The organism is Actinoplanes sp. NPDC049118 (assembly GCF_040648555.1).
GTDB lineage: Bacteria > Actinomycetota > Actinomycetes > Mycobacteriales > Micromonosporaceae > Actinoplanes.
In genome coordinates, this window is the sequence record NZ_JBEZDY010000004.1 from 277,122 (window position 1) to 296,852 (window position 19,731).

The window sequence follows — 19,731 nt, forward strand, 5'->3', positions numbered from 1 at the left end:
CTTTGTGGGGTTCACGTTGGTCATGCGTAACAGTCCTCTACCGAGGATGAGCCGGCGCGGTCGCGTGACCGTCGGCGTCCTCGTGGGGGTCTTCCTCCTTTTCACCTTGCTCGGCTGGGGCATCGACGCGTACACCGACTACCTGTGGTTCGACGAGGTCAACTTCACAGGTGTCTACACCGGCGTACTGGTGACCCGGCTGCTGCTCTTCCTCGTCATCGGAGTCTCGATGGCGCTGGTGATCGCAGCGAACCTCTACCTGGCCTACCGGCTCCGCCCGCTGCTGCGGCCGCACTCGGCGGAGCAGGCCACGCTCGAGCGCTACCGGATGGTCATCCAGCCGCGGCTCGGCACCTGGATCACGGTCGTCTCGGCGGTCATCGGCTTCTTCGCCGGGCTGTCCGCGCAGAGCCGCTGGAAGGACTGGGTGCTCTTCCAGAACTCCCAGCCGTTCGGCACCAAGGACCCCGAGTTCAAGGTCGATATCAGCTTCTACATCTTCGAGTACCCGCTCTGGCGCTATCTGCTCGGCGTCGGCTTCACCGCGATCGTCCTGTCGGTCATCGGCGCGCTCGCCGTGCACTACATCTTCGGCGGCGTACGCCTGCAGGGCGTCGGCGACCGGATGACCTCGGCGGCGCGGGCGCACCTGACCACGCTGGTGGCGTTCTTCGTGCTGCTCAAGGCCGTCGCCTACATCCTGGACCGGCGGGCGCTGCTGCTCGAGCAGCACGTCTCCCCGGGCCTGTACGGCGCCGGCTACACGGACGTCAACGCGCTCATGCCGGCCAAGGAGATCCTGGCCTACATCTCGATCGTGGTGGCGATCGCGATCATCGTCTTCTCCAACGCGGTGATGCGGAACCTGGTCTGGCCCGGCGTCGCGCTGGGCCTGCTCGCCATCTCCGCGGTCGCGATCGGCGGCATCTACCCGCTGGCGGTCCAGAACTTCCAGGTGCAGCCGAGCCTCGCGGACAAGGAGGCGCCGTACATCGCCCGGTCGATCGAGGCCACGAGGGCCGCGTTCGGCCTCTCGGAGACCGAGGTCCGGCCGTACGCGGCATCGTCGACGAGACCGCCGGCGACGCTCGCCTCGGACACCAGCGCCCAGAACGTCCGGTTGATAGACCCACAACTGGTCTCCGAGGCGTACACCCAGCAGCAGCAGGTCCGCGGCTTCTACGACTTCGGCCCGAAGCTGGACGTGGACCGCTACACGCTGGCGAACAACAAGCCGCAGGACTACGTGGTCGGCGTCCGTGAGATCAACGACAACGCGCTGACCACCCAGCAGCAGAACTGGCTGAACCGGCACACGGTCTTCACCCACGGCTACGGCATGGTCGCGGCCCCCGCCAACCAGGTCGTCTGCGGCGGCCTGCCGTACTTCGTCTCCGGCTTCCTCGGCGACGACCAGCAGCCCGGCTGCGCCTCGGCGACCGAGGAGATCAAGGTCGACCAGCCCCGGATCTACTTCGGCGAGCAGTCCACCGAGTACGCGATCGTCGGCCAGACCGACGAGACCAAGAAGACCGAGTTCGACCGGCCCCAGCCGAACAACAACAACGCCGAGGAGCGCTACACCTACGAGGGCGCCGGTGGCGTGCCGATCGGCTCGTTCTTCCGCCGGCTGGTCTTCGCGATCAAGAACACCGAGAGCAACTTCCTGCTCTCCGACGCGGTCAACGACAACTCCCGCCTGATGTACGTGCGTGACCCCCGCTCCCGCGTGGAGAAGGTCGCGCCGTTCCTCACCATCGACGGCGACCCGTACCCCGCCGTGGTCGACGGCCGGGTCAAGTGGATCCTCGACGGCTACACGACCGCGGCGACGTACCCGTACTCGCAGCGGATCAACCTGCAGGAGGAGACGACCGACGAGCTCACCAACCGGGGCACGGTCGCGCTCGCCCGCGACAACATCAACTACATGCGCAACTCGGTGAAGGCGACCGTCGACGCGTACGACGGCACGGTCACCCTGTACGAGTTCGACGACCAGGACCCGGTCCTCAAGGCCTGGAACCGGGCGTTCGGCGGCAAGCTGATCACGCCGAAGGCGCAGACCCCGGCGGCCCTGGCCGCGCACTTCCGGTACCCGGCCGACATGTTCAAGGTGCAGCGCAACCTGCTGGCCCGGTTCCACGTCACCGAGCCGAGCGAGTACTTCAGCGGCCAGGACTTCTGGCAGGTGCCGAACGTGCCCGACGACCCCGACAGCGAGGTCAAGCAGCCGCCGTTCTACCTGAACGTGCAGCTGCCGGGGCAGGACAGCACGCGGTTCCAGCTCACGTCGGCGGTGACCCCGAACAACCGGGACAACCTGGCGGCGCTGATCTCCGGGTCGTACGTGGACGACAAGCCCCGCCTGGAGATCCTGGAGCTACCGGACCAGACCGCCATCCAGGGCCCGGTCCAGGTCCATCAGCGGATGACCAACAACGCGACCGTACGGTCGGAGCTGACGCTGCTGTCCAACAGCAACCAGTCACAGGTGCTGTTCGGCAACCTCATCTCGCTGCCGGTCGGCGACGGCATGCTCTACGTCGAGCCCGTGTACGTGAAGAGCGGGCAACAGGACGCCGTACCGCTGCTCCAGAAGGTCCTCATGTCGTACGGCGACGGCGGCACCTACGTCGTGCTGGCGAACAACCTGAAGGAAGGCCTGGACAAGCTCGTCGAACAGGGCAAGACCAACCAGCCCACGACGAGCACCCCGCCGGGCACCGAGCAGCCGCCGCCGGGCAACGGCCAGCCGGTCCTCACGGGCCAACTGGCCCAGGCGGCGGCGGACCTGGACAAGGCCATCGCGAACGTGAAGGTGGCCCAGCAGTCGGGCGACTTCGCGAAGTACGGCGCGGCACTGCAGGCGCTGGACGTGGCGATGACCAACTTCCAGAACGCGCAGAAGGCGGCGGGCGTGGCGACCCCGCCGACGAAGGGTCCGTCGACCCAGCCGTCGACGAACCCGTCCGTGAATGCGTCGGTGCCGGCGCCGACGGCGAGCGGCTGACCTGACCGCAGACAGCGCGGCCCGCCGGGTTACCGGCGGGCCGCGAGCGTGTGTGGGGCAGGTTACGCGGGGCCGTTTTGCATGTCGGTCCAGCCGCAGGCTAGGCTGTTCTTACCGACGCGGGGTGGAGCAGCTCGGTAGCTCGCTGGGCTCATAACCCAGAGGTCGCAGGTTCAAATCCTGTCCCCGCTACGAGGGAAGAGGGCTCTGTCCGCGGGAAGCGCGGACCGGGCCCTCTTCGTTATTCCTGCTCCGGGGCCGCGCCCCGGACGCCCCACGGTGTCGTGGGCACCGTCGTGCCGTGAGCACCGTCGTGCCGATCACTTGGTTCGGGGTGAAGTCGCATCGTCCGAGGTCGCCGGGTCGGGGTGGATCTGGTGGACAGCGCGGTGTAGTGCCGTGATGAAGGCCGCCGTCGCGGGGGCGCCGGCGGATCGCCGTACGTGGCCAGGTGGATGCGTCTGCGGAAGCCGTCCAGGTGGGGTTGCCTGGATGCCGGGCGCCCGGTGGGTGCGCAGGGCCAGTTCGAGTCGTGGTGGTCGGCCAGTGTCACCGAACTCGTCGCGGCCGTGCGCCACGTGACAGATGGGCGAGCGGACTGGGCGCACACCGCGGAGCTGGTCGCTGACCAGCTCCGCGCGCACCTGCCCGGCCCGGACGTCCTGACCCCTGACCAGCGCCTCGGGGATCCCGGCGGATACGTCGACCACCTGCTGCACGCCGAGCCCGACGGCGAGTTCTCCATCCTCGGCCTGGTCTGGCGGCCCGGCCAGAGCGCCCGGGTCCACGACCACATCACCTGGTGTGTCGTGGGCGTGCTGGCGGGCGTCGAGCACGAAGAACCGTTCGACGAATCGCTCAACCCGGTCGGTGTGCGCGACAGCCACCGGGCGAGGTCAGCGGCTTCGCGCCTCCGGGAGACATGCACCGTGTCCGCAACGACGGCAGCGAAACCGCGATCAGCGTGCACATCTACGGCACCGACATCACCCGGGCCGGTTCCAGCGCCCGCCGCTACTACGACTGACCCGGGCAGGCCACCCCGCCCGCCCGGATCGGAGGCGGGCGCGGACGGATCCATTAACGCGATCGGGGGAAGTCGGTTTCGCACTCGGACGAGTTGCCCGATGGGTAGAGAAATGCGCTAGGTTCATATCAATTACCCGATGAGTGAAGGCCTTCATGCTTTCTAGACGAATGGTGGCCCTTTTCGCCGCGTGCATTTCACTCGTATCGTTCATTGCCGCGCATCATTCTGAAAAGGTGCGATCCCTGCCCGAACTGGTCGTCAACGGCTCGGCCGGCGCGGGCACCGCCGGGTGGACCGCCGCGTCCGCGGCGGGGCCGGTCCAGCTGACGAACACCGGCCAGACGATCAAGGTCAGCCGGGCCGCCGGCAGCGGCGACTGGGCCTACGCAATGGCCACCCTGCGCTCGCCCGGGACCCGGCTCAAGATCGGCCACACCTACCGCATGCAGGCGTGGGTACGCGAAACCTCCGGCACCGGCGCCCCCGTCGGCATGCTGCTCGCCAACGGTGAGTTCGCCCACCGGCCGACCGAAGTCAGCCAGTACGCCGGATACCGCGACCGCGGCTGGCACCTCATGAGCCGCACCTTCATCTGCGTGCGCCGAGCGCACACGGACACCGGGCTCTACTTCGGACTGCCCAGCGACGGGGCGTTCACCGTACAGATCAAGGGGGCGAGCCTCCGTGAGGTGGACGTGCCGCTTCCGCCGGTCGCGACGGGCGCCCCGACCAGAACGATCGCGTTCGACGGCCCCCGCGGGAGTCCTCCTGATCCGGCGGTGTGGCGACACGACACCGGTGGCCACGGCTGGGGCAACGAGGAGTTGCAGACGTACACGTCCCGCCCGTCGAACGTCCAGTTGGACGGTGCCGGCCACCTGGTGATCACCGCCCGCGCGGAACGTCTCAGGGGCACCGACGGCATCAGCCGCGAATTCACCAGCGCCAGGATCGCCGGCCGGGACCAGATCGCGATCGCGCCAGGCTCGTACATCGAATCTCCGATCAAGGCACCCGTCGGGGACGGAATCTGGCCGGCCTTCTGGACGGTCGGCAACGACATCGACGGTGTCGGCTGGCCGGCCTGCGGCGAGCTGGACATCTTCGAAGGCTGGGGGGCACGCCCGACGATCGCGCACAGCGCCATCCACCTGAGCGCCCGCACCGATCCGCACGCCCATCACCAGTACGGCTGGACCGAGCCCGGCGGAAGCACCGACCTCGGCGAGACGGTCGACGTCAGGCCACACCGGTACGGGGTGTACTTCGACGGCCGCCTGGTGCGTTTCTACATCGACCGCCGGCCGACCATGACGGTCTGGGCCGACGATGCGATCAAGGCAGGGTATGCCTGGCCGTTCGCCCGGCCTCAGCGGCTGCTGCTGAATGTCGCGGTGCCGCCCGGCGTGCACGCGGGATTTCCGAAGACGATGACCGTCGGGACCATCTCCGTGTGGGCGGGCGGGGTGCCTCCCGTAGTCCGGCCAGGATGAACAGGAACCATGCCACGCTCAGCACGACCAGCAGGGCCCTGATCCAGAACGCCCATCCGGTGGTCGGTGCGGCGGTCGCCAGGACCGCGACGAATGTCGCGCCGCCGAGCCGCACGGGCGACAGCCACGGCGCAGCGGGCAGCCGCGCCCGGTGGCCTAGGAACGCGGCCAGCAGGCCGTACGAGGCGAGAGTCGCGACGGCCGAGCCGGTGAGCCCGTAGCGCGGCACCAGTACCAGGTTGAGCAGGACGTTGGCCAGCGCCGCGACCAGCGTCGCCACCGCGATGCCGACGGTCCGGCCCTGGGTGGTCAACGCCTGCGACGCGGCGAGCTGGCTGGAGAACGGCACCGCGGTCACCACCACGATCAGCACGGTCCATGCGAGCTCGTCCATCCGGTACGAAGGTGGCGCCCACAACCGCAGAATGATCGGGGCGCCGATGGTGAGCCCTCCGATCAGCGGCACCATCAGGCGGTACAACACATCGCGGCCGGCCGCGATCACCGCGGCACGCTCGGCTTGTCCGGACACCGCGAAGAACCGCGGCATCCACATCGAGTAGAGCATCGCCAACAGCAGCATCGGCGCGGATGCGATGTTGTAGGCCACCTGGTATCGAGCGACCGCGTCGTTGCCCATCAAGCCCTGCACGATCAGGCGGTCCGCCGTGGAGAGCACGAACGTGCCCAGAACGGCCGGCACGAGCGGCAGCGCGAATCCCATCGCGTCCCGGACCATCGGCAGGTCACGCAGCCGTACCGCACGGGGCCGGGTCAGCAGCACGGCGAGCAGCAGCGCCGCGCCCTGGGCGAGCACACGGCCATAGAGGAAGTCCGCACCCGTCCGGCGGTCACCGGCGATTATCGCGAGACTCGCGGCCTCGGCCAGCACCGACTGGGTGAGGCTGACCAGCGCGAACCTGAGCAGCCGGTCCTGGCTACGCAGCAACGCGAGTGACACCGCGGTCACCGCCGAACCGGCCGCCCACGCCACGGCCAGCCGCAGCGCGACTCCCTCACCGGCAAGCCCGAGCGGCCGGGCCCACCATCCGATCGTCGCCGCGGCCGGCAGGGCTACGAGCGCCGCGATCAACATCGCCACGGTGAGGATCCGGGCCGCGTTCACCCGGCCGCCGGCCCGCTCGTACTCCCGCTGCACCGCGGTGGCCAGGAACGACCCGGCGAATACGAACAGCACCTGCATGATGGCGATGCTGGAGGCGACGACACCCATCTCGCCGGTGCCGAGTAGCCGGGTGATGACCGGCGTGAATCCCGCCGCGCAGAGTAGCTGCGCGGCCCAGAGCAGCATGTAGACCGAGTCCCGGCCGAACAGCCGGGACACCTGCTGATCGATCTGCGTGGTCATGTCACTCCGGGGCGGTAGCGGTACAGCACGCTGCCGCCGGATTGGAACACCACGGTCCAGTTCGTGGATCGCCGGAACGCGTCCCGCAGCTCGGCGAAGTGCGCGGGGCGGTCGATGCCGTATTCCCAGCCGTAGTACGACGAGGTCGGCGACCAGAGCGCATAGATCGACGCGCTGGCAGGGGTGTCGCCGGACTTGGCCAGGATGCCGCGGGTCAGCCTCCGGCACGTCTGTTCCGCCGGCTCGTCCGGGCCACCCGGGCCGAACGGCCTCAGCTCCTCGACCGCGACCGCGACGTGCGACCTGTCCGCGCCCGGTGGCGTGCTGGGCAGGTCGCCCGGGCCGATCTGGAGGAGATAGGTCGTCCGTCCGGCCACACCGTGTGCGGCGAAGTACTGGAACGCCAGGCGGTCGCCGGGCCGGATGACGTTCGTGGCGTCCAGGCCGAACGCCGCAGTGAGAAACGTGACGCAGAGGACGCTCAGCACCGCGAGCAGCGGGCGGTTCGGCCTGCGTTCGTCACCGCGGCGGAACAACTGCGAGGCGAGCAGGGCCAGCCAGGGAATGCCGAACAGAGCGGCCCGGAAGATCCCCTCCTGACCGTACGGATTGACCGCGATGATCGCGAGTCCGGCCGCCGGCGCCGCCGCCAGCGCCCACGCCTCGATGCTGCGCCAGCGCCGGAGTACCACCAGGCCGGCCACGACGGCCAGCACGAGGATACCGGCGGCAAGCGCCCACGCGCTCAACGTCACGACCGGTAGCCGGTCCAGCCCGTTCGCTGTGGCGGTCGGCGGTGGCCGGAAGTTCCTGGCGTTGCCCACTTCGCCGATGTCCAGGAAACCGGCCAGCGCACCGCGGTTCAGCAGCGCCCAGATCGCGGCCGGGCCGAGCACGGTCGCCGGGAGCCACCACGGCCGCACCTGACGGAACAGCGTGAGGATCACCAGCGTCCCACCGACCAGGTACGGGCTGAGTTGGTGCGAGACCGCCAGCGCGCAGCCGGCCATCGTCAGAGCGATCACCTTGAGCGGGGTGTGATAGTGCGACAGCGCTATCGCGAAGGAGATAAGCCCGATCACGAAACCGACCGACTGCGGGGAGAAGTAGTCAGCGCCGATCGGGTCGGCGAGTACCGCGAGCGCCACCGCGACCCACGCGGCGGTCCGCGAGGTCAGCACGGTACCGGCCAGGAACCGCAGGCCGGCCAGTTTGAACAGGCCGATCAGCGTCGGCCAGCAGATGGCGAGCCGCATCGGGTCCCGGATACCGGCGACATCGCAGACCCAGGCCATGGCCGCGAAGAAGCCCGGCCACGCGTTGTAGACCGGCACCGCGGTGTCGAGCCGGTGCAGCGTACGGATCTGCTGGATGAAGTCGACGTGCTTGGCCGCGGACTGCGACCGCGGACCGTCGTAGACCAGCGCCGGGGTGGCGGTGAGAACGAGCACGAGGATCGTCACGGCGACCGCCACCGAGGCGTCGCTGTCCGCCCGGGACACCGCGAACGACACGAGCACCAGCGCGAGCCCGACGTACCACAGCGGGCCGATGACCGACAGGAAACCCCAGAGTCCCGGGTCTACGTGCCGGTGGGTGAGCGCCGCGACGAGGCACATCGCGCCTCCGGCCAGTGCCAGTAGCAGCGAGACGCTGCCGTGCTTGCGCGCAAGCCGGGACAGCCGCGACGCCCGGGCACGCGCCGCGACGTCACGGGGCCCGGCGTCGATACCACCGCGCATCCTGCGGTCCTGCCGGGCCGTCACGCATCCGTACACGTGCAGGGGCACGCTGAGGACCACAAGTCCGACGAACACGGCCGCCGGCCGCCAGTCGCCGAGGGCCATCATCGTCAAACCGACCACGGTCGGAACGCACAACGAGGTGAGCGCCGTCATCGCGAGCCTGGTCGGCAGGCGGGTCCGCTTCGCCAGCACCCAAGGCGCGCCACCGATCCCGACGAAGACGTAGAAGGCCAGCCCGACCGTCTGCGCGTCGTGTTGTCCGGTCAGGAACCCGGCACCGCCGACCAGCAGCATCACCAGGCTCAGCCCGGAGATGACGAACCGGTGGTCCGAGGTGTCGCTGGCGAACCGAACCCCGTTGCTGGCCGCGGAGAGTCGGGTGGTGAAGTTCCAGTCCCGGCGCCCGGCCGCGGTGTACACGTGGCCGGGCGCCGGGTCCGGCGTGAACCGCAACGTACCGGCGTGGCGTATCTGAGTCGGGATCAGCCGCACGGCGGCCGTGGCCTTGCCACGGAACGTGGTCACCGAGCCGCCGATCCGGCGCGGGCGGCCGTCCGGCGGGCTCGCGCGTACAGGATCGGACCGGCCAGGTAGCCCGCGAATTCGCGGCTCAGCATGCGCTTCGGCCGGCTCGCCGGTGAGGCCATCCGCTTGACCGTGCCCCTCCGGATCATGCCGATCCGGATCAGTCCGGCGGGCACCCGCGAGATCACATCGAACCCGGTGGAGCGCTGCAACAGCAGCTTCGTCAGGTACGCGGTGAGTCCAGCGCCGTAGCCGTACATCTGATCGGACAGCGACTTGTCGTCGGCACGGTGGTGGTGCCAGACAAGCGCCGACGGCTCGTAGGCGATGCTCCCGCCACCCCTCAGGACGCGTACGAAAATGTCCAGATCCTCGCCGCCGCGGGTGGCCGTGCCGGCGCCCAGCGCCTCATCGAAGCCGCCGATCTCGATCAGCGAGTCCCGGACGAAGGCGAAGCTCGCCCCGGTGCCGAAGATCCCGGCCGAGTACGGATACAACGAGTTCGGGCGTGATTCCGGCGTGAGGTCGAAAAGCTGTGGCGCACACCGTGACGACCAGGACGACGTCCGGGCGTCGAAGTACGCCTCCGCGTCGTTGGTGATGGCCGCGGTGCAGACCAGGCCGGTGACGCACTGAACGTCGCGGTTCCGGCGGAACCCTTTCACGATGCCGTGCACCCAGTGCGGGTCGACGGACACGTCGTCGTCGGTGTAGGCGATGTACTTTCCCCGCGCCGCGGCGAGTCCCCGGTTGCGGGCATACGACAGGCCGGGCCGTTCCTCGAGCTCGTAGCGAAACCGCGGATCGCGGGCCTGCACCTCGCGGACCAGCTGGAGAGTGGAGTCGTCGCTGGGCGCGTTGTCCACGACGATGAACTCGACGTCGGGGTAATCGATCAGTCCGAGCCGGTCGAGGCACGACGCCAGCATCGCGGCCCGGTTGCGGGTGCAGACCACGACCGACACCCCGCCCGCCGCCACCGGCAGGTCCGGGCATCTGTCCGTGGCCGCCAGGACCCGGGTGGCGACCGGCGCGTCCGCCACCGAAATGCCTTCGCTCCGCAGGTGGTCGCTGATGGCGCCGTGCAACTCTCGCCATGCGACCTCGAGCGGGTCACTGGCCGCCTTCAGGGTGACGTATCCGATCGGCTCACCGTGCAGCCGGACCAGCAGACGCTGGGTGTCCTCGCCGGCGTAGGGCACGACGCCGGTCGGCCCGGTGTCACCGGACAGTTCGAACTCCGCACACCAGATCCCCATGGTCATCGTCATCTCCTCATCGCTGCTTCGGGCTGCCTGCGGCGCTGCCGTGGCACGCCGTCGAGCGCCATCCGGAGCACCGCCTTCATCTCCCGGCCGACCTCCGGCGAAGACGGCGGTACGGCATCGGCGAGCATGCCGGCCAGGTGTTCCGGGGTGATCCCGCGGAGGACCTCGACGCGCGGTAGGGCGAAACGATCGGTCGCCGTCGGCGACGCCCCGGCGCCGTTGAGCGCGAGGCAGGCGTCATATCCGGCGCGCTTGGCGTAGGCGCGTACCCGGAAGTCATGCTCTCCGTGCGGATAGGCAAGCAGGCGCGGCGGCCGCAGGCCGTTGGCCGCGAGAGTCGTCCTCGGGCGGATCAACTCGTCGCGCAGGCGGCCACCGAGCAGCGACGTGAGGTGCGCGTGGGTGTGGGTGTGCGCGGCGATCTCCCACCCCGCGTCGCTGAGCAGGCTCAACTGCTCGACGGTGAGCAGCGGCAACCGGGTCGCGCCGGACCGAACATCCCACGCGTTGTGTCCGCCCAGTTGGCCGCTTACCACGCAGACCACCGCGGGTACGCCGAGCCGGGCAAGGATCGGCGCGGCATACTCCATCAGGCTTTCGTAGCCGTCGTCGAAGGTCAGGAGCAGGCTTTGGCTGGCCAGCGGCACCCCGTCGTCGAAATGGGCGAGAAGCTGGTCGACGCCGATGAAGGTGTGGCCTCGCCGGAGCAACTCGGTCACCTGCGCCTCGAAGTCCTCCGGCGTCACCGTCCAGCGGCCGATCACCGGATCGTCGAGGTGGTCGACGGCGTGATAGGCCAAGATGCGTACGTCGGACAAGCTGTTCCGGAGAATCCCGCCGCCGGTCCGCGCACCGGCCCAATAGCCGATGTCGCGCATCCGGGCGTACGCCCATTCGGTCGGCGGATCGGTCCGGCCCGCCGCCGCTCGGCGGCTGATCGCAGTTCGCAGCCGGCGTAGCACCGGTTCGGGCAACGTGGCCGCCGCCCGGGTGAGCCGTCCCGTCGCGGTGCCGCCGTGATGCTGCCGGAACAGCACCCGACCGATGCCGGGATGCTTGCGCGACAGGGTCGCATCGTTGCGGCCGGCCTCCTGCCACTGCCGGAGATTCTGCTCGGGGGTCACGACGTACCGCTGGTACGAGATCGCCGCGCCGTTGTACTCGAGCCGGACCTGAGCCGCCCGGAGCCGGAGCAGCAGATCGGTATCCTCCCCGCCGAACGATCCGCCCGCGGTGAGATCCTCGTCGAACCCGCGCGCCGACCTGAAACAGGAGGCACGTACGGACAACTGGCCGGTGAGGAAGTCCGACACCGTAAGCCGGCCGGGTTCGCTCTCCAACCGACGGCGGCGTTGCTCGGCCCACCGCCCGACGCCACGGGTGAGCACCGTCCGTGGCAGCTCCGGGTGCAGCGGGATGTCACCGACGACGGCGTCCGCGCCGCCGGCCAGCGAGCGCTCGTGTTCTACCAGGATGTTCTCGTCCACGATCATGTCATCGTCGAGGAAGAGCAGATAGCGGCCCTTGGCGGCGAGCGTCCCGCGGTTGCGCGCTGCGGCCGCGCCGCTGTTGATCTGCCGGATCGGATGAAAGGGCAGCGGCAACGTCAGCGCGGTGAGGGCTTCGAAGGTGCCGTCCTCGGACCCGTCGTCCACCACGATCAGTTCGCAGGGCCATGGTCTGCGGGTCGCGACGATCGACTCGATGCTCCGCATCAGGACCTCGCACCGGTTGAAGGTCGGCACGACGATGCTGAACACGATGGGTCGGCTCAACGTGCCACCGCCCGCATCCGCCCGGCCACCAATCCGGTGACGGTGGCGGCCAGGCCGAGCACGATGGCGCCGGAGCGCAGCAGCGCGTACGGCTGCCGGAGGCCTTCTCGGACGCCGCGGAGCACACCGGCGGGCAGCACGGCACGCACATACCGCCGCTCGGTGGCGAATGCGGCCCGGTGTCCGCTCAGTTGCGCTACCGCGTACTTGGAACGGCCCTCGTGATAGCAGCGGCGCACAAAGTAGCCGACCGTCTGCCGGGCGACCGGCACGAAGTGGTCCACGTACGCATCCGGTTCCAGCACCACCCGGTCACCCGGGCGAGCACGCGCCGCCCGGATGCAGAACTCCGTCTCCTCACAGCCGACCGGCAGCGTGCCGACCCGTCCCATTGCCTCGGAGAAGCCGCCGGCCTTGGCGAACACCGCGCGGCGCACGGCCATCGACGCACCGATCGGATTTCGTACCTCGCTGCGCCGGGTCGGCTGACCGCGGTAGCTGCAGCCGACCACCCAACCGAACTCCACCGGGAACCACGCCGGCGCTGTGCCGCCCTCCCAACGCGGCGTCACGGTGGTGCCGGCGACCGCGACGTCCGGCTCGCCGAACACCTCCCGCAGCCCATCGAGCCAACCGGCCCGCGGCTCGGCATCGTCGTCCAGGAAGACCACGACATCGCCGGTGGCGGCCCGGACACCGGTGTTGCGCGCTGCCGACAGGCCGCGCGGTCCCTGGCTGCGCAGCACGCGTGCGTCGGTCAACGCCCCCGCCGCCCGGCGGAAGAGGTCGTCGTTGTGGTCGACCACCACCACGAGTTCGTCACCGGCGGCGAGCTGACGGCGGACCGCGGCGCACGCGGCCCGCATCTCCGCCCAGCGCTGGTTGGTGTAGCAGCAGATCACCACGGTCATCGAGGGCGCCGCCGCCGGCTTCCGGGACGCCGTCCCACGGCGTGCGGTCGTGGTCACGACGCTCTCCGCATCGCGGCTGGTTTCGGGGTGGTGGCTTGCGGGGTGCCGGCTTGCGAGGTGGCGGCTTGTGGGGTCCCGGAGGACGGCCGTCGGGCCTGCGGAACCTCCACCGTGGCGAATGCCGAGGTGGCCGGAGCCGGCCGCGCACGCCGGGGAAACTCCCGCATGATCGTCCGGAGTACCCGAATGCCGTCGGTCATCGCGTTGAGGTTGCTGACGCCGTGAATGCGTTCGTGCTCGAAGCTCGCCACCTCCGCGACACGCAGCTTGGCGCGCGCGATGCGCAGGTTGAGCAGTGTTTCGATCTCGAAGCCGTCGCCCCAGCGCTTGGCGCCGCCGGCCAGCGGCGGGCTGGTGTGGTCGAGGTCGAAGACCCAGAGGCAGTCGGCCCAGAAGGCGTTGTATCCATAGCAGAGGTCGCTGTAGCTGGTCCGGAAAAGCACGTTCACGAACCCGTTGAGGATCTTGTTGCCGCGTCGGCGCAGACGGGTGATGTCCGCGCTGCCGCCGGCGGACAGGAAACGTGAACCCTTGGCGAAGTCGGCACCGTTGCGCAACGCCTCGACGAACATCGGTATCTCGGCCGGATCGGTGGACCCGTCCGCATCGATCATGACGATGATGTCGCCGTGTGCGGCCGCGAAGCCGCACGCGAGCGCGTTGCCCTTACCGGTTCGGTTCTGCTGCACGACCCGTACATCGGGCCACAGCCTGGTCGCCACCTCCACCGTGTCGTCGGTGGAGCCACCGTCGACAAGGATCAGTTCGTCGACGTCCGGCATGCGTGCCGCCACGTGAGGGAGGTTCCTCCCCTCGTTCAGCGCCGGCACGATGACACTGACCGTCGGACACGATCGACGTGATTTCAGCACTGCCTCCCCATATTCAGTACCTTGGGTTTCGCATGATCAGTACAGAGTCTGGAAATGATCTTGACCCAAGGCGACGGTTTCACGAATGGCGCTTCACACCCGTCCGCGATGTCGTGGGCACAGATTTTCCGAAATTGGGTAAGGCGTCAACCGTGGCCAATTGCTCACCACGAGATCGATCACGCAAGAAAGAGGCAAAACACCTACGCTTATCTCAACAGCCGACCACGAAGGTGGGCGTGTCGACGCGTAGGACGCGCGTGGAACCACTGCAAAGCCGACAATGGCGTCTATTCATCTCGACAGGATCCCTCAACCCGAACGAGGTACGCCGCCACCGTCTTCCATGAGAGATTCTCGCCGATCGCCGCCGACCGGCAACTCAGGAACGGATATGGCGGCCATTAACGAGCCGGCACCGTCCACGATACGCAGATATTGTTCAATTCACAGTATGGAAACTTGGGCGACAACGGTGACGTCAGTCGATTCGCCGACCGCGCCCACATCGCGCACCGAGCAGGTAGTTGCCGTCGGAGCCGAAAACGGTGGTTATGCCACGACGCCCGGGACCGGTGAACAGTCGGCCAGGGCGATGCATCACGACATCGCAGTCGGCGCAGAGCCCGCCCTGCGGTGCGGAACGGCGGTCGGCGGGCCATCGACGGGCCCTGGCAACGCGGCGCCGATCAGATCGCGCGCGGCGGCGTGCAGGTCCGCGGCGCTCATGGGGCTGCTCGCGTTGGCGCCGGCGATGTTGTCGAACAGGATGCCGTCGATGCAGGCGACGAGCAATCTGGCCTGGCGTGCCGGGTCCGGTGCGCCGAGCCCGGCGAGCACCGCGGCGATCCGCTGGCGCAGGGCGCTTCCGGCGGCGTGGAGTTCGGTGGCGAGTTCCGGCCGGCGTACCGACTCCATGGTGAGTTCGTAGCGGGCCAGGTGCCGGCGCCGGTCGGTGGTCAACCAGTGGTGCAGGAGTCCGGCGAGGGCTTCGGACAGGGCGGCCGGCCCCGTGGCGGTGGCCATGGGCGTGAGCGCGTCCAGCTGGTCGTGGTCCTGGTCGATCAGGCGCTGGACGCAGGCGGCCAGCAGCGCCGCGCGGGAGCGGTAGTAGTACGAGGCGGACCCGGGCGGCAGGCCGGCCGCGGCGTCGACCGCGCGGTGGGTCAGGCCGCGGGAGCCCTGTTCGGCCAGCACGACGAGGGCGGCGTCGGCGACGAGCCGGTGGCGGTTGGAGACCATCGACACACTCTACCGCTGTAGAGCTTGCGGCCGGTGACTCTACAGCTGTAGCGTCCGGCTCTATGAATGTAGAGGAACGATGATCCCCGCATCCCCGTCCGCGCGCGGACGTTCCTGCGCCATCGGTGCCTGGTCGCTGTTGATCGCCGGCGTCACCCACGGCGTGGCGGTCGCCGTCGGCGCGGCCACGGCCACCCCCGCCGCCGAGCGCGCCACCCGGGAGGCGATGGCCGCCACGCACGTCGACATCGGCGGGCTCGACCGCACCCTGTGGCAGCTCTTCATGGGTTTCAGCCTGTCGATGGCGTTGTTCATCGCCGGCCTCGGAGCGCTGAACCTGCTCGCCCTGCGCCGCGCGCCGCACCTGTTCGACACGCGCGCGGCGTTGTGGCTCAACCTCGCCGTCGTGCTGCCGGCGTTCGTGCTGGCGACCCTGCTGTTCCCGCCGCCGCCGATCGCGCTCCTCGGCGTCGCCTGCGCGGGGTTCGGCTTCGCCCTCACCCGCCCAGGCCCGGCGACCGTGCCGACGGTGCCACCGGCTTGATCTGCTCGGCCCGGGTCAGGGTCATCGGGCTCGACAGCCGGATGCACCACCAACGAGCAATTTCAACCTGGTCCCGGGCCGGCGGTGTCCGGACCGTGAACCAGGGAGCGTCTCTCTCGGGTCTGCGCAGCGAATTGGCAGATCGTCCAGGCATTGACGCACTGAATCTTCACCGGAGCCAGATGCAGGGATGACCGATGCCAGAAAACCGTCGAGAACCGGATGAACGCGAAGCAGCCGCCAGGCTGCGGCAATCTCTTCCGGATTCTGCCGGGGCTCTCGGCACCGAGCCGGTTGTGACGCAGCCCAGCCAGGAACGGATCCGAGTGGACCGGTACTGCATGACGCACCGACGGCTTCTCGTCGGTCAATTCCCGTCGACGAGGCCTTCGCAACCCTTCGCGGCATATGGGCGCGACCACGGAGAACACGAAGGCCCCCGAGGCGATGTGACCCAGCCCAGAACCAATAACCGGCACCACGGTGGCACTTTTGCCGATCGAGAAGCCGGCCGTGTCACCGCAGCACCCACGGCGCCCACCACACCGTGGGGTTTCCGGGGCGCGGCCCCGGAGCAGGAATAACGAAGAGGGCCCGGTCCGCGCATCCCGCGGACAGAGCCCTCTTCCCTCGTAGCGGGGACAGGATTTGAACCTGCGACCTCTGGGTTATGAGCCCAGCGAGCTACCGAGCTGCTCCACCCCGCGTCGCTTGTGCAACGCTAGCACGCCGCAGGCCGTCAGCCCTTCTCGGGGCGCACGGAGCGCCACACGCGTTGCGCCCACTCCAGGGACTCCGGGTCGTCGTAGACGCAGACCAGGTGCAGGACCGCGCCCGGAACGGCGACGAAGCCGTGCAGGTTGTGCACGATGCGGCCGTCGCCGAGGGCCGGGCGCCAGAAGGCGTGCCGGCGGAGGTCGCCGTCCTCTTCCGTGAGTTCGCCGTCGCGGTCCCGCGGTGCGTCCTCGGTCAGCGCGGTGATCACCTCGGCGGGGGAGAGTCCGGGCGGCGGGCCCAGCGAGTCGAGGTGCACGGTGCGGCCGGGGCCGGCGAAGTAGAGCCGGTTCTCGTGCCACCTGAGTTCCAGGCCCGCCGAGCGCTCCAGCGACCAGCGCTCGGTGATGCGCTGCCGCACCGGGGTCGGCAGGGCGTAGGTGAGGCGGCTCAGCACCTCGTCGCGGTCCCACTCCTCGTGCAGGATGCGGTACAGCGGGGTGCCTTCGTCCGCCACCAGGTACGGGATCGACTCGGGGTCGCGGACTTCGGCCCGGCCCGGCGCGCCGTACAGGTCGTCCCAGGGCTTGATGCCGTTCGAGACGACGCCCTCCAGCCGCAGGTCCGCGTACGCGGGGGTCTCCCAGATCTCGTGCGCGTGCCGCAGCGCGTCCGGGCCGACGCGGAGCCAGACGGAGAACTCGATGCTGCCGCCGCCGGTCAGGCGCACGGGCATGAGGCAGCGGACGAACGCGCCGATGCCGTCGGCCTGGCGCAGGTGGTGGTTGCCCCAGGTGGCCTCCCGCTCCGGCTCGGAGAGCGTGAGCATCGGGTCCGGCCAGGCCGAGCGGACCGCCAGGTCGACCGGGGACAGGGTGCCGCCGCAGCATGGGCAGTCAGGCAGGTGATCAGACACCCGCGCACCCTACCCACAAGACGCGGCCCTCCGGCAGGAGCCGGAGGGCCGCACCTGGCGTCACGCTCAGCAGTAGGTCTGGCCCTTGCCGCTGGTCCACTTGCAGGAGTCGATCGACTTGCCGCTCGACGTACGCAGGTACGCGGTGTCGCCGCCGTTGTTCCACACGTAGCCGGTGCGGTTCCAGTAGCGGTGCCGCGAGTCGGGCTTGCCGTTGGTGCCCTTGCCGGTGTGCAGGTAGACGTACTTGCCGGCGGCGACGCGCTGGTCCGTGTTGACCGTGTAGACGTGCCCGGCCGCGTCGCGGATCGTCCAGCCCTTGAGGTTGATCGTCGCCTTGGTCTTGTTGAGCAGGCGGACGTACTCGGCGTTCAGGCTGGTGTTGCTGCCCGTGTCCTTGCCCGGTGAGTTGTAGACGATCTTCGAGAACTGCACGTCGCCGGCCTTCGGCGCCGGCGTGGTGGGCTTGGGCGCCGGCGTGGTCGGCTTGGGGGTCGGGGTGGGTGTGGTCGGCGTCGGGTTCGGGGTCGGGGTGGTCCCGCCGCCGGTGCCGCCGCCGGTGCCGTTGCCGACGTTGAGCGAGATCGAGGTGGTCTGGCCGGCCAGCAGGTTGTTGTCCGTGTCGGCGTCGATCACGGCGCGGTAGGTCTTGGTGCCCGAGCCCTGGCCGTTGAGGGTCGTCGTGAAGACGGCCGCGGGGTCGGAGGTGTAGCCGCCCGCGACGTCCGTCCAGGCGCCGCTGTCGTTGCGCTGGACGTGCACCCTGAGGCCCGGCTGGGCCGGGTCGGCCGCGACATCGACGCCGACGGTGCCGTTCGAGGCGGTCATCGTCATGGTCGGGATGATCCCCATCGCGACCGTGATGCGATTCGACTCGACGCCGTTGGCCTTCACGTAGAAGCGGAAGCCGGAGTCGACCATGCGGGTCAGCGTGTAGCTGCCCGAGCTGCTCGCCGTGGTGGTGACGTATCCGCCGGTGCCGAAGACGGGCGCGGGGTAGAAGTCGTTGAAGATGTACGCCGACTCGTACAGCTCGACCGTGGCGCCCGCGGGCGCCTTACCGGTGATGGTGATCGGTCCGAAGCCGTTGCGGCTCGCCGGCGCCGAGATGGTCGGTGCCGCGTCGGCCGCGGCCGCGGGGGCGGTCAGGCCGAGGGCGGCTACACAGCCGATCGTCGTGAATATCGCCGTAATACGTGCACGCATCAGCAGGATCTCCTCAAGGGTTGGGGTCCAGCGCAGCGTAGTAAGCATTACGGAACGTAGTCACCCGTCCGGACGGGCGCGGATCTTGACTGGTTGGTGAGCGTTCAGGCAACGCACAGTTACATTCAGTCATGCGGCGTGGTGACGGGAGGTTACTGGCATCTCGGACTCCGCACCAGAAATGCGGCCCGGTATACGGTCGTCAGGTGGTCACCCTCGAGCTGCGTGCGGACTGCGGCCGGTGCGCCGGGCTGTGCTGCGTCGCGCCCGCCTTCGCCAAGTCCGCCGACTTCGCCGTCGACAAGCCCGCCGGACGGCCCTGCCCCAACCTCGCCGAGGACTTCCGGTGCGGCATCCACGAGCGGCTGCCCGAGAAGGGCTTCCGCGGCTGCGTCGTCTTCGACTGCTTCGGCGCCGGCCAGCAGGTCACCCAGGTGACCTTCGGCGGCCGGGACTGGCGGGGCGCGCCCGGCGCCGCCGGGCAGATGTTCGCGGTTCTGCCGGTCATGCGGCAGATTCACGAACTCGCCTGGTACGTGAGCCAGGCGCTGGAACTGCCGGCGGCGCGCGGGCTGCGGCCGAGGCTGCAGGCGGCGCTGGAGGAGACCACCGCGCTCGCCGGCGGGACTCCCGAGGAACTGCTCGCCCTGGATCTCTCGGCGTACCGGAGCCGGGTCAACCCGTTGTTGCTGAAGGCGAGCGAGCTGGCCCGGGCCGGGAGCCGGCGTGCCGATCACCGCGGCGCGAACCTGATCGGGCGCCGGATGAGGGGTACCGACCTGCGGGGCGCGAGCCTGCGCGGAGCCGTGCTGATCGGCGCCGACCTGCGCGGCGCCGACCTGCGGACGGCCGACCTCACCGGTGCGGATCTCCGCGGCGCCGACCTGCGGGGCGCCGACCTGAGCGGGGCGTTGTTCCTCACCGAGTCGCAGGTCAAGGCCGCGGTCACCGACGAGACGACCCGGCGGTGAGGCCGCCGCCGTACCCCGTCCAATGTGAACGGGGAGAACTGCGCACGCACCCGCCCGGCCCTAAGATGGATCTCGGC

At 69.5% G+C, this 19,731-nt stretch carries 13 protein-coding genes, 2 tRNA genes and 1 pseudogene; 5 read left to right on the forward strand and 11 right to left on the reverse strand.

The genetic code is table 11. From position 1 onward, the window contains the following. Nucleotides 1-46: 46 nt before the first annotated feature. Both AB0B58_RS08185 and AB0B58_RS08190 read left to right on the forward strand, forming a co-directional pair. A complete protein-coding gene (locus tag AB0B58_RS08185; RefSeq protein ID WP_360219482.1) occupies nucleotides 47-3,013 on the forward strand; it encodes a UPF0182 family protein in 2,967 nt (988 codons plus the stop codon). Between the two features lie 118 nt (nucleotides 3,014-3,131). After that, nucleotides 3,132-3,205: transfer RNA gene (locus tag AB0B58_RS08190), tRNA-Met, on the forward strand. 128 nt (nucleotides 3,206-3,333) lie between these two features. Here AB0B58_RS08190 and AB0B58_RS08195 read toward each other — a convergent pair. Then, the gene (locus AB0B58_RS08195) at nucleotides 3,334-3,900 is read right to left on the reverse strand and encodes a hypothetical protein (RefSeq protein ID WP_360219485.1); all 567 of its coding nucleotides are present in this window, start codon (nucleotides 3,898-3,900) and stop codon (nucleotides 3,334-3,336) included. 718 nt (nucleotides 3,901-4,618) lie between these two features. On the opposite strand from AB0B58_RS08195, the pseudogene AB0B58_RS08200 reads away from it, so the two are divergent. Beyond that, a pseudogene (locus tag AB0B58_RS08200) lies at nucleotides 4,619-5,371 on the forward strand (glycoside hydrolase family 16 protein); the annotation flags it as partial. A 7-nt stretch (nucleotides 5,372-5,378) separates the two neighbouring features. On the opposite strand, the gene AB0B58_RS08205 reads toward AB0B58_RS08200, so the two are convergent. From AB0B58_RS08205 to AB0B58_RS08235, 7 genes are all read right to left on the reverse strand, one after another. Continuing rightward, nucleotides 5,379-6,905 (reverse strand): oligosaccharide flippase family protein, encoded by a 1,527-nt coding sequence (locus AB0B58_RS08205; protein WP_360219488.1) that lies wholly within the window; start codon nucleotides 6,903-6,905, stop codon nucleotides 5,379-5,381. Beyond that, on the reverse strand, nucleotides 6,902-9,175 hold the full coding sequence (locus AB0B58_RS08210; RefSeq protein ID WP_360219491.1) for a hypothetical protein: 2,274 nt from the start codon (nucleotides 9,173-9,175) through the stop codon (nucleotides 6,902-6,904). The genes AB0B58_RS08205 and AB0B58_RS08210 overlap by 4 nt, the downstream gene beginning before the upstream one ends. Continuing rightward, nucleotides 9,172-10,440: a glycosyltransferase gene (locus AB0B58_RS08215; RefSeq protein ID WP_360219494.1), complete on the reverse strand. Its 1,269-nt coding sequence runs from the start codon at nucleotides 10,438-10,440 to the stop codon at nucleotides 9,172-9,174. The genes AB0B58_RS08210 and AB0B58_RS08215 overlap by 4 nt, the downstream gene beginning before the upstream one ends. A gap of 2 nt (nucleotides 10,441-10,442) precedes the next feature. Beyond that, nucleotides 10,443-12,218 (reverse strand): glycosyltransferase, encoded by a 1,776-nt coding sequence (locus AB0B58_RS08220; RefSeq protein WP_360219497.1) that lies wholly within the window; start codon nucleotides 12,216-12,218, stop codon nucleotides 10,443-10,445. Then, nucleotides 12,215-13,186 (reverse strand): glycosyltransferase family 2 protein, encoded by a 972-nt coding sequence (locus tag AB0B58_RS08225; RefSeq protein WP_360219500.1) that lies wholly within the window; start codon nucleotides 13,184-13,186, stop codon nucleotides 12,215-12,217. Before AB0B58_RS08225 ends, AB0B58_RS08220 begins: the two co-directional genes overlap by 4 nt. Continuing rightward, complete coding sequence (locus AB0B58_RS08230; RefSeq protein WP_360219503.1) at nucleotides 13,183-14,061, reverse strand: glycosyltransferase family 2 protein; 879 nt, start codon at nucleotides 14,059-14,061, stop codon at nucleotides 13,183-13,185. Before AB0B58_RS08230 ends, AB0B58_RS08225 begins: the two co-directional genes overlap by 4 nt. A 600-nt stretch (nucleotides 14,062-14,661) precedes the next feature. Continuing rightward, entirely contained in the window at nucleotides 14,662-15,303 is a 642-nt protein-coding gene (locus AB0B58_RS08235) for a TetR family transcriptional regulator (RefSeq protein WP_360219506.1), read from the reverse strand. Nucleotides 15,304-15,382: 79 nt separating this feature from the next. Between AB0B58_RS08235 and AB0B58_RS08240 the strand changes: the two genes are divergently transcribed. Further along, the gene (locus tag AB0B58_RS08240) at nucleotides 15,383-15,847 is read left to right on the forward strand and encodes an LIC_13387 family protein (protein ID WP_360219509.1); all 465 of its coding nucleotides are present in this window, start codon (nucleotides 15,383-15,385) and stop codon (nucleotides 15,845-15,847) included. 633 nt (nucleotides 15,848-16,480) lie between these two features. On the opposite strand, the gene AB0B58_RS08245 is transcribed toward AB0B58_RS08240, so the two are convergent. From AB0B58_RS08245 to AB0B58_RS08255, 3 genes are all read right to left on the reverse strand, one after another. Continuing rightward, nucleotides 16,481-16,554: transfer RNA gene (locus AB0B58_RS08245), tRNA-Met, on the reverse strand. A gap of 32 nt (nucleotides 16,555-16,586) precedes the next feature. After that, complete coding sequence (locus AB0B58_RS08250; protein ID WP_360219512.1) at nucleotides 16,587-17,477, reverse strand: DUF2199 domain-containing protein; 891 nt, start codon at nucleotides 17,475-17,477, stop codon at nucleotides 16,587-16,589. 66 nt (nucleotides 17,478-17,543) lie between these two features. After that, nucleotides 17,544-18,683 carry a lamin tail domain-containing protein gene (locus tag AB0B58_RS08255; protein ID WP_360219515.1) on the reverse strand — a complete coding sequence of 380 codons (1,140 nt, stop codon included), beginning with the start codon at nucleotides 18,681-18,683 and terminating at the stop codon, nucleotides 17,544-17,546. A gap of 206 nt (nucleotides 18,684-18,889) precedes the next feature. On the opposite strand from AB0B58_RS08255, the gene AB0B58_RS08260 reads away from it, so the two are divergent. Further along, entirely contained in the window at nucleotides 18,890-19,654 is a 765-nt protein-coding gene (locus AB0B58_RS08260; protein ID WP_360219518.1) for a pentapeptide repeat-containing protein, read from the forward strand. The last annotated feature ends 77 nt before the right edge of the window (nucleotides 19,655-19,731 follow it).

Excerpts from the sequence above, each read along its gene's own strand:
- AB0B58_RS08205 (WP_360219488.1), bottom strand. The coding sequence starts at position 6,905 with ATGACCACGCAGATCGATCAGCAGGTGTCCCGGCTGTTCGGCCGGGAC.
- AB0B58_RS08215 (WP_360219494.1), bottom strand. The coding sequence starts at position 10,440 with ATGACCATGGGGATCTGGTGTGCGGAGTTCGAACTGTCCGGTGACACC.
- AB0B58_RS08235 (WP_360219506.1), bottom strand. The coding sequence starts at position 15,303 with ATGGTCTCCAACCGCCACCGGCTCGTCGCCGACGCCGCCCTCGTCGTG.
- AB0B58_RS08185 (WP_360219482.1), top strand. The coding sequence starts at position 47 with ATGAGCCGGCGCGGTCGCGTGACCGTCGGCGTCCTCGTGGGGGTCTTC.
- AB0B58_RS08240 (WP_360219509.1), top strand. The coding sequence starts at position 15,383 with ATGATCCCCGCATCCCCGTCCGCGCGCGGACGTTCCTGCGCCATCGGT.
- AB0B58_RS08255 (WP_360219515.1), bottom strand. The coding sequence starts at position 18,683 with ATGCGTGCACGTATTACGGCGATATTCACGACGATCGGCTGTGTAGCC.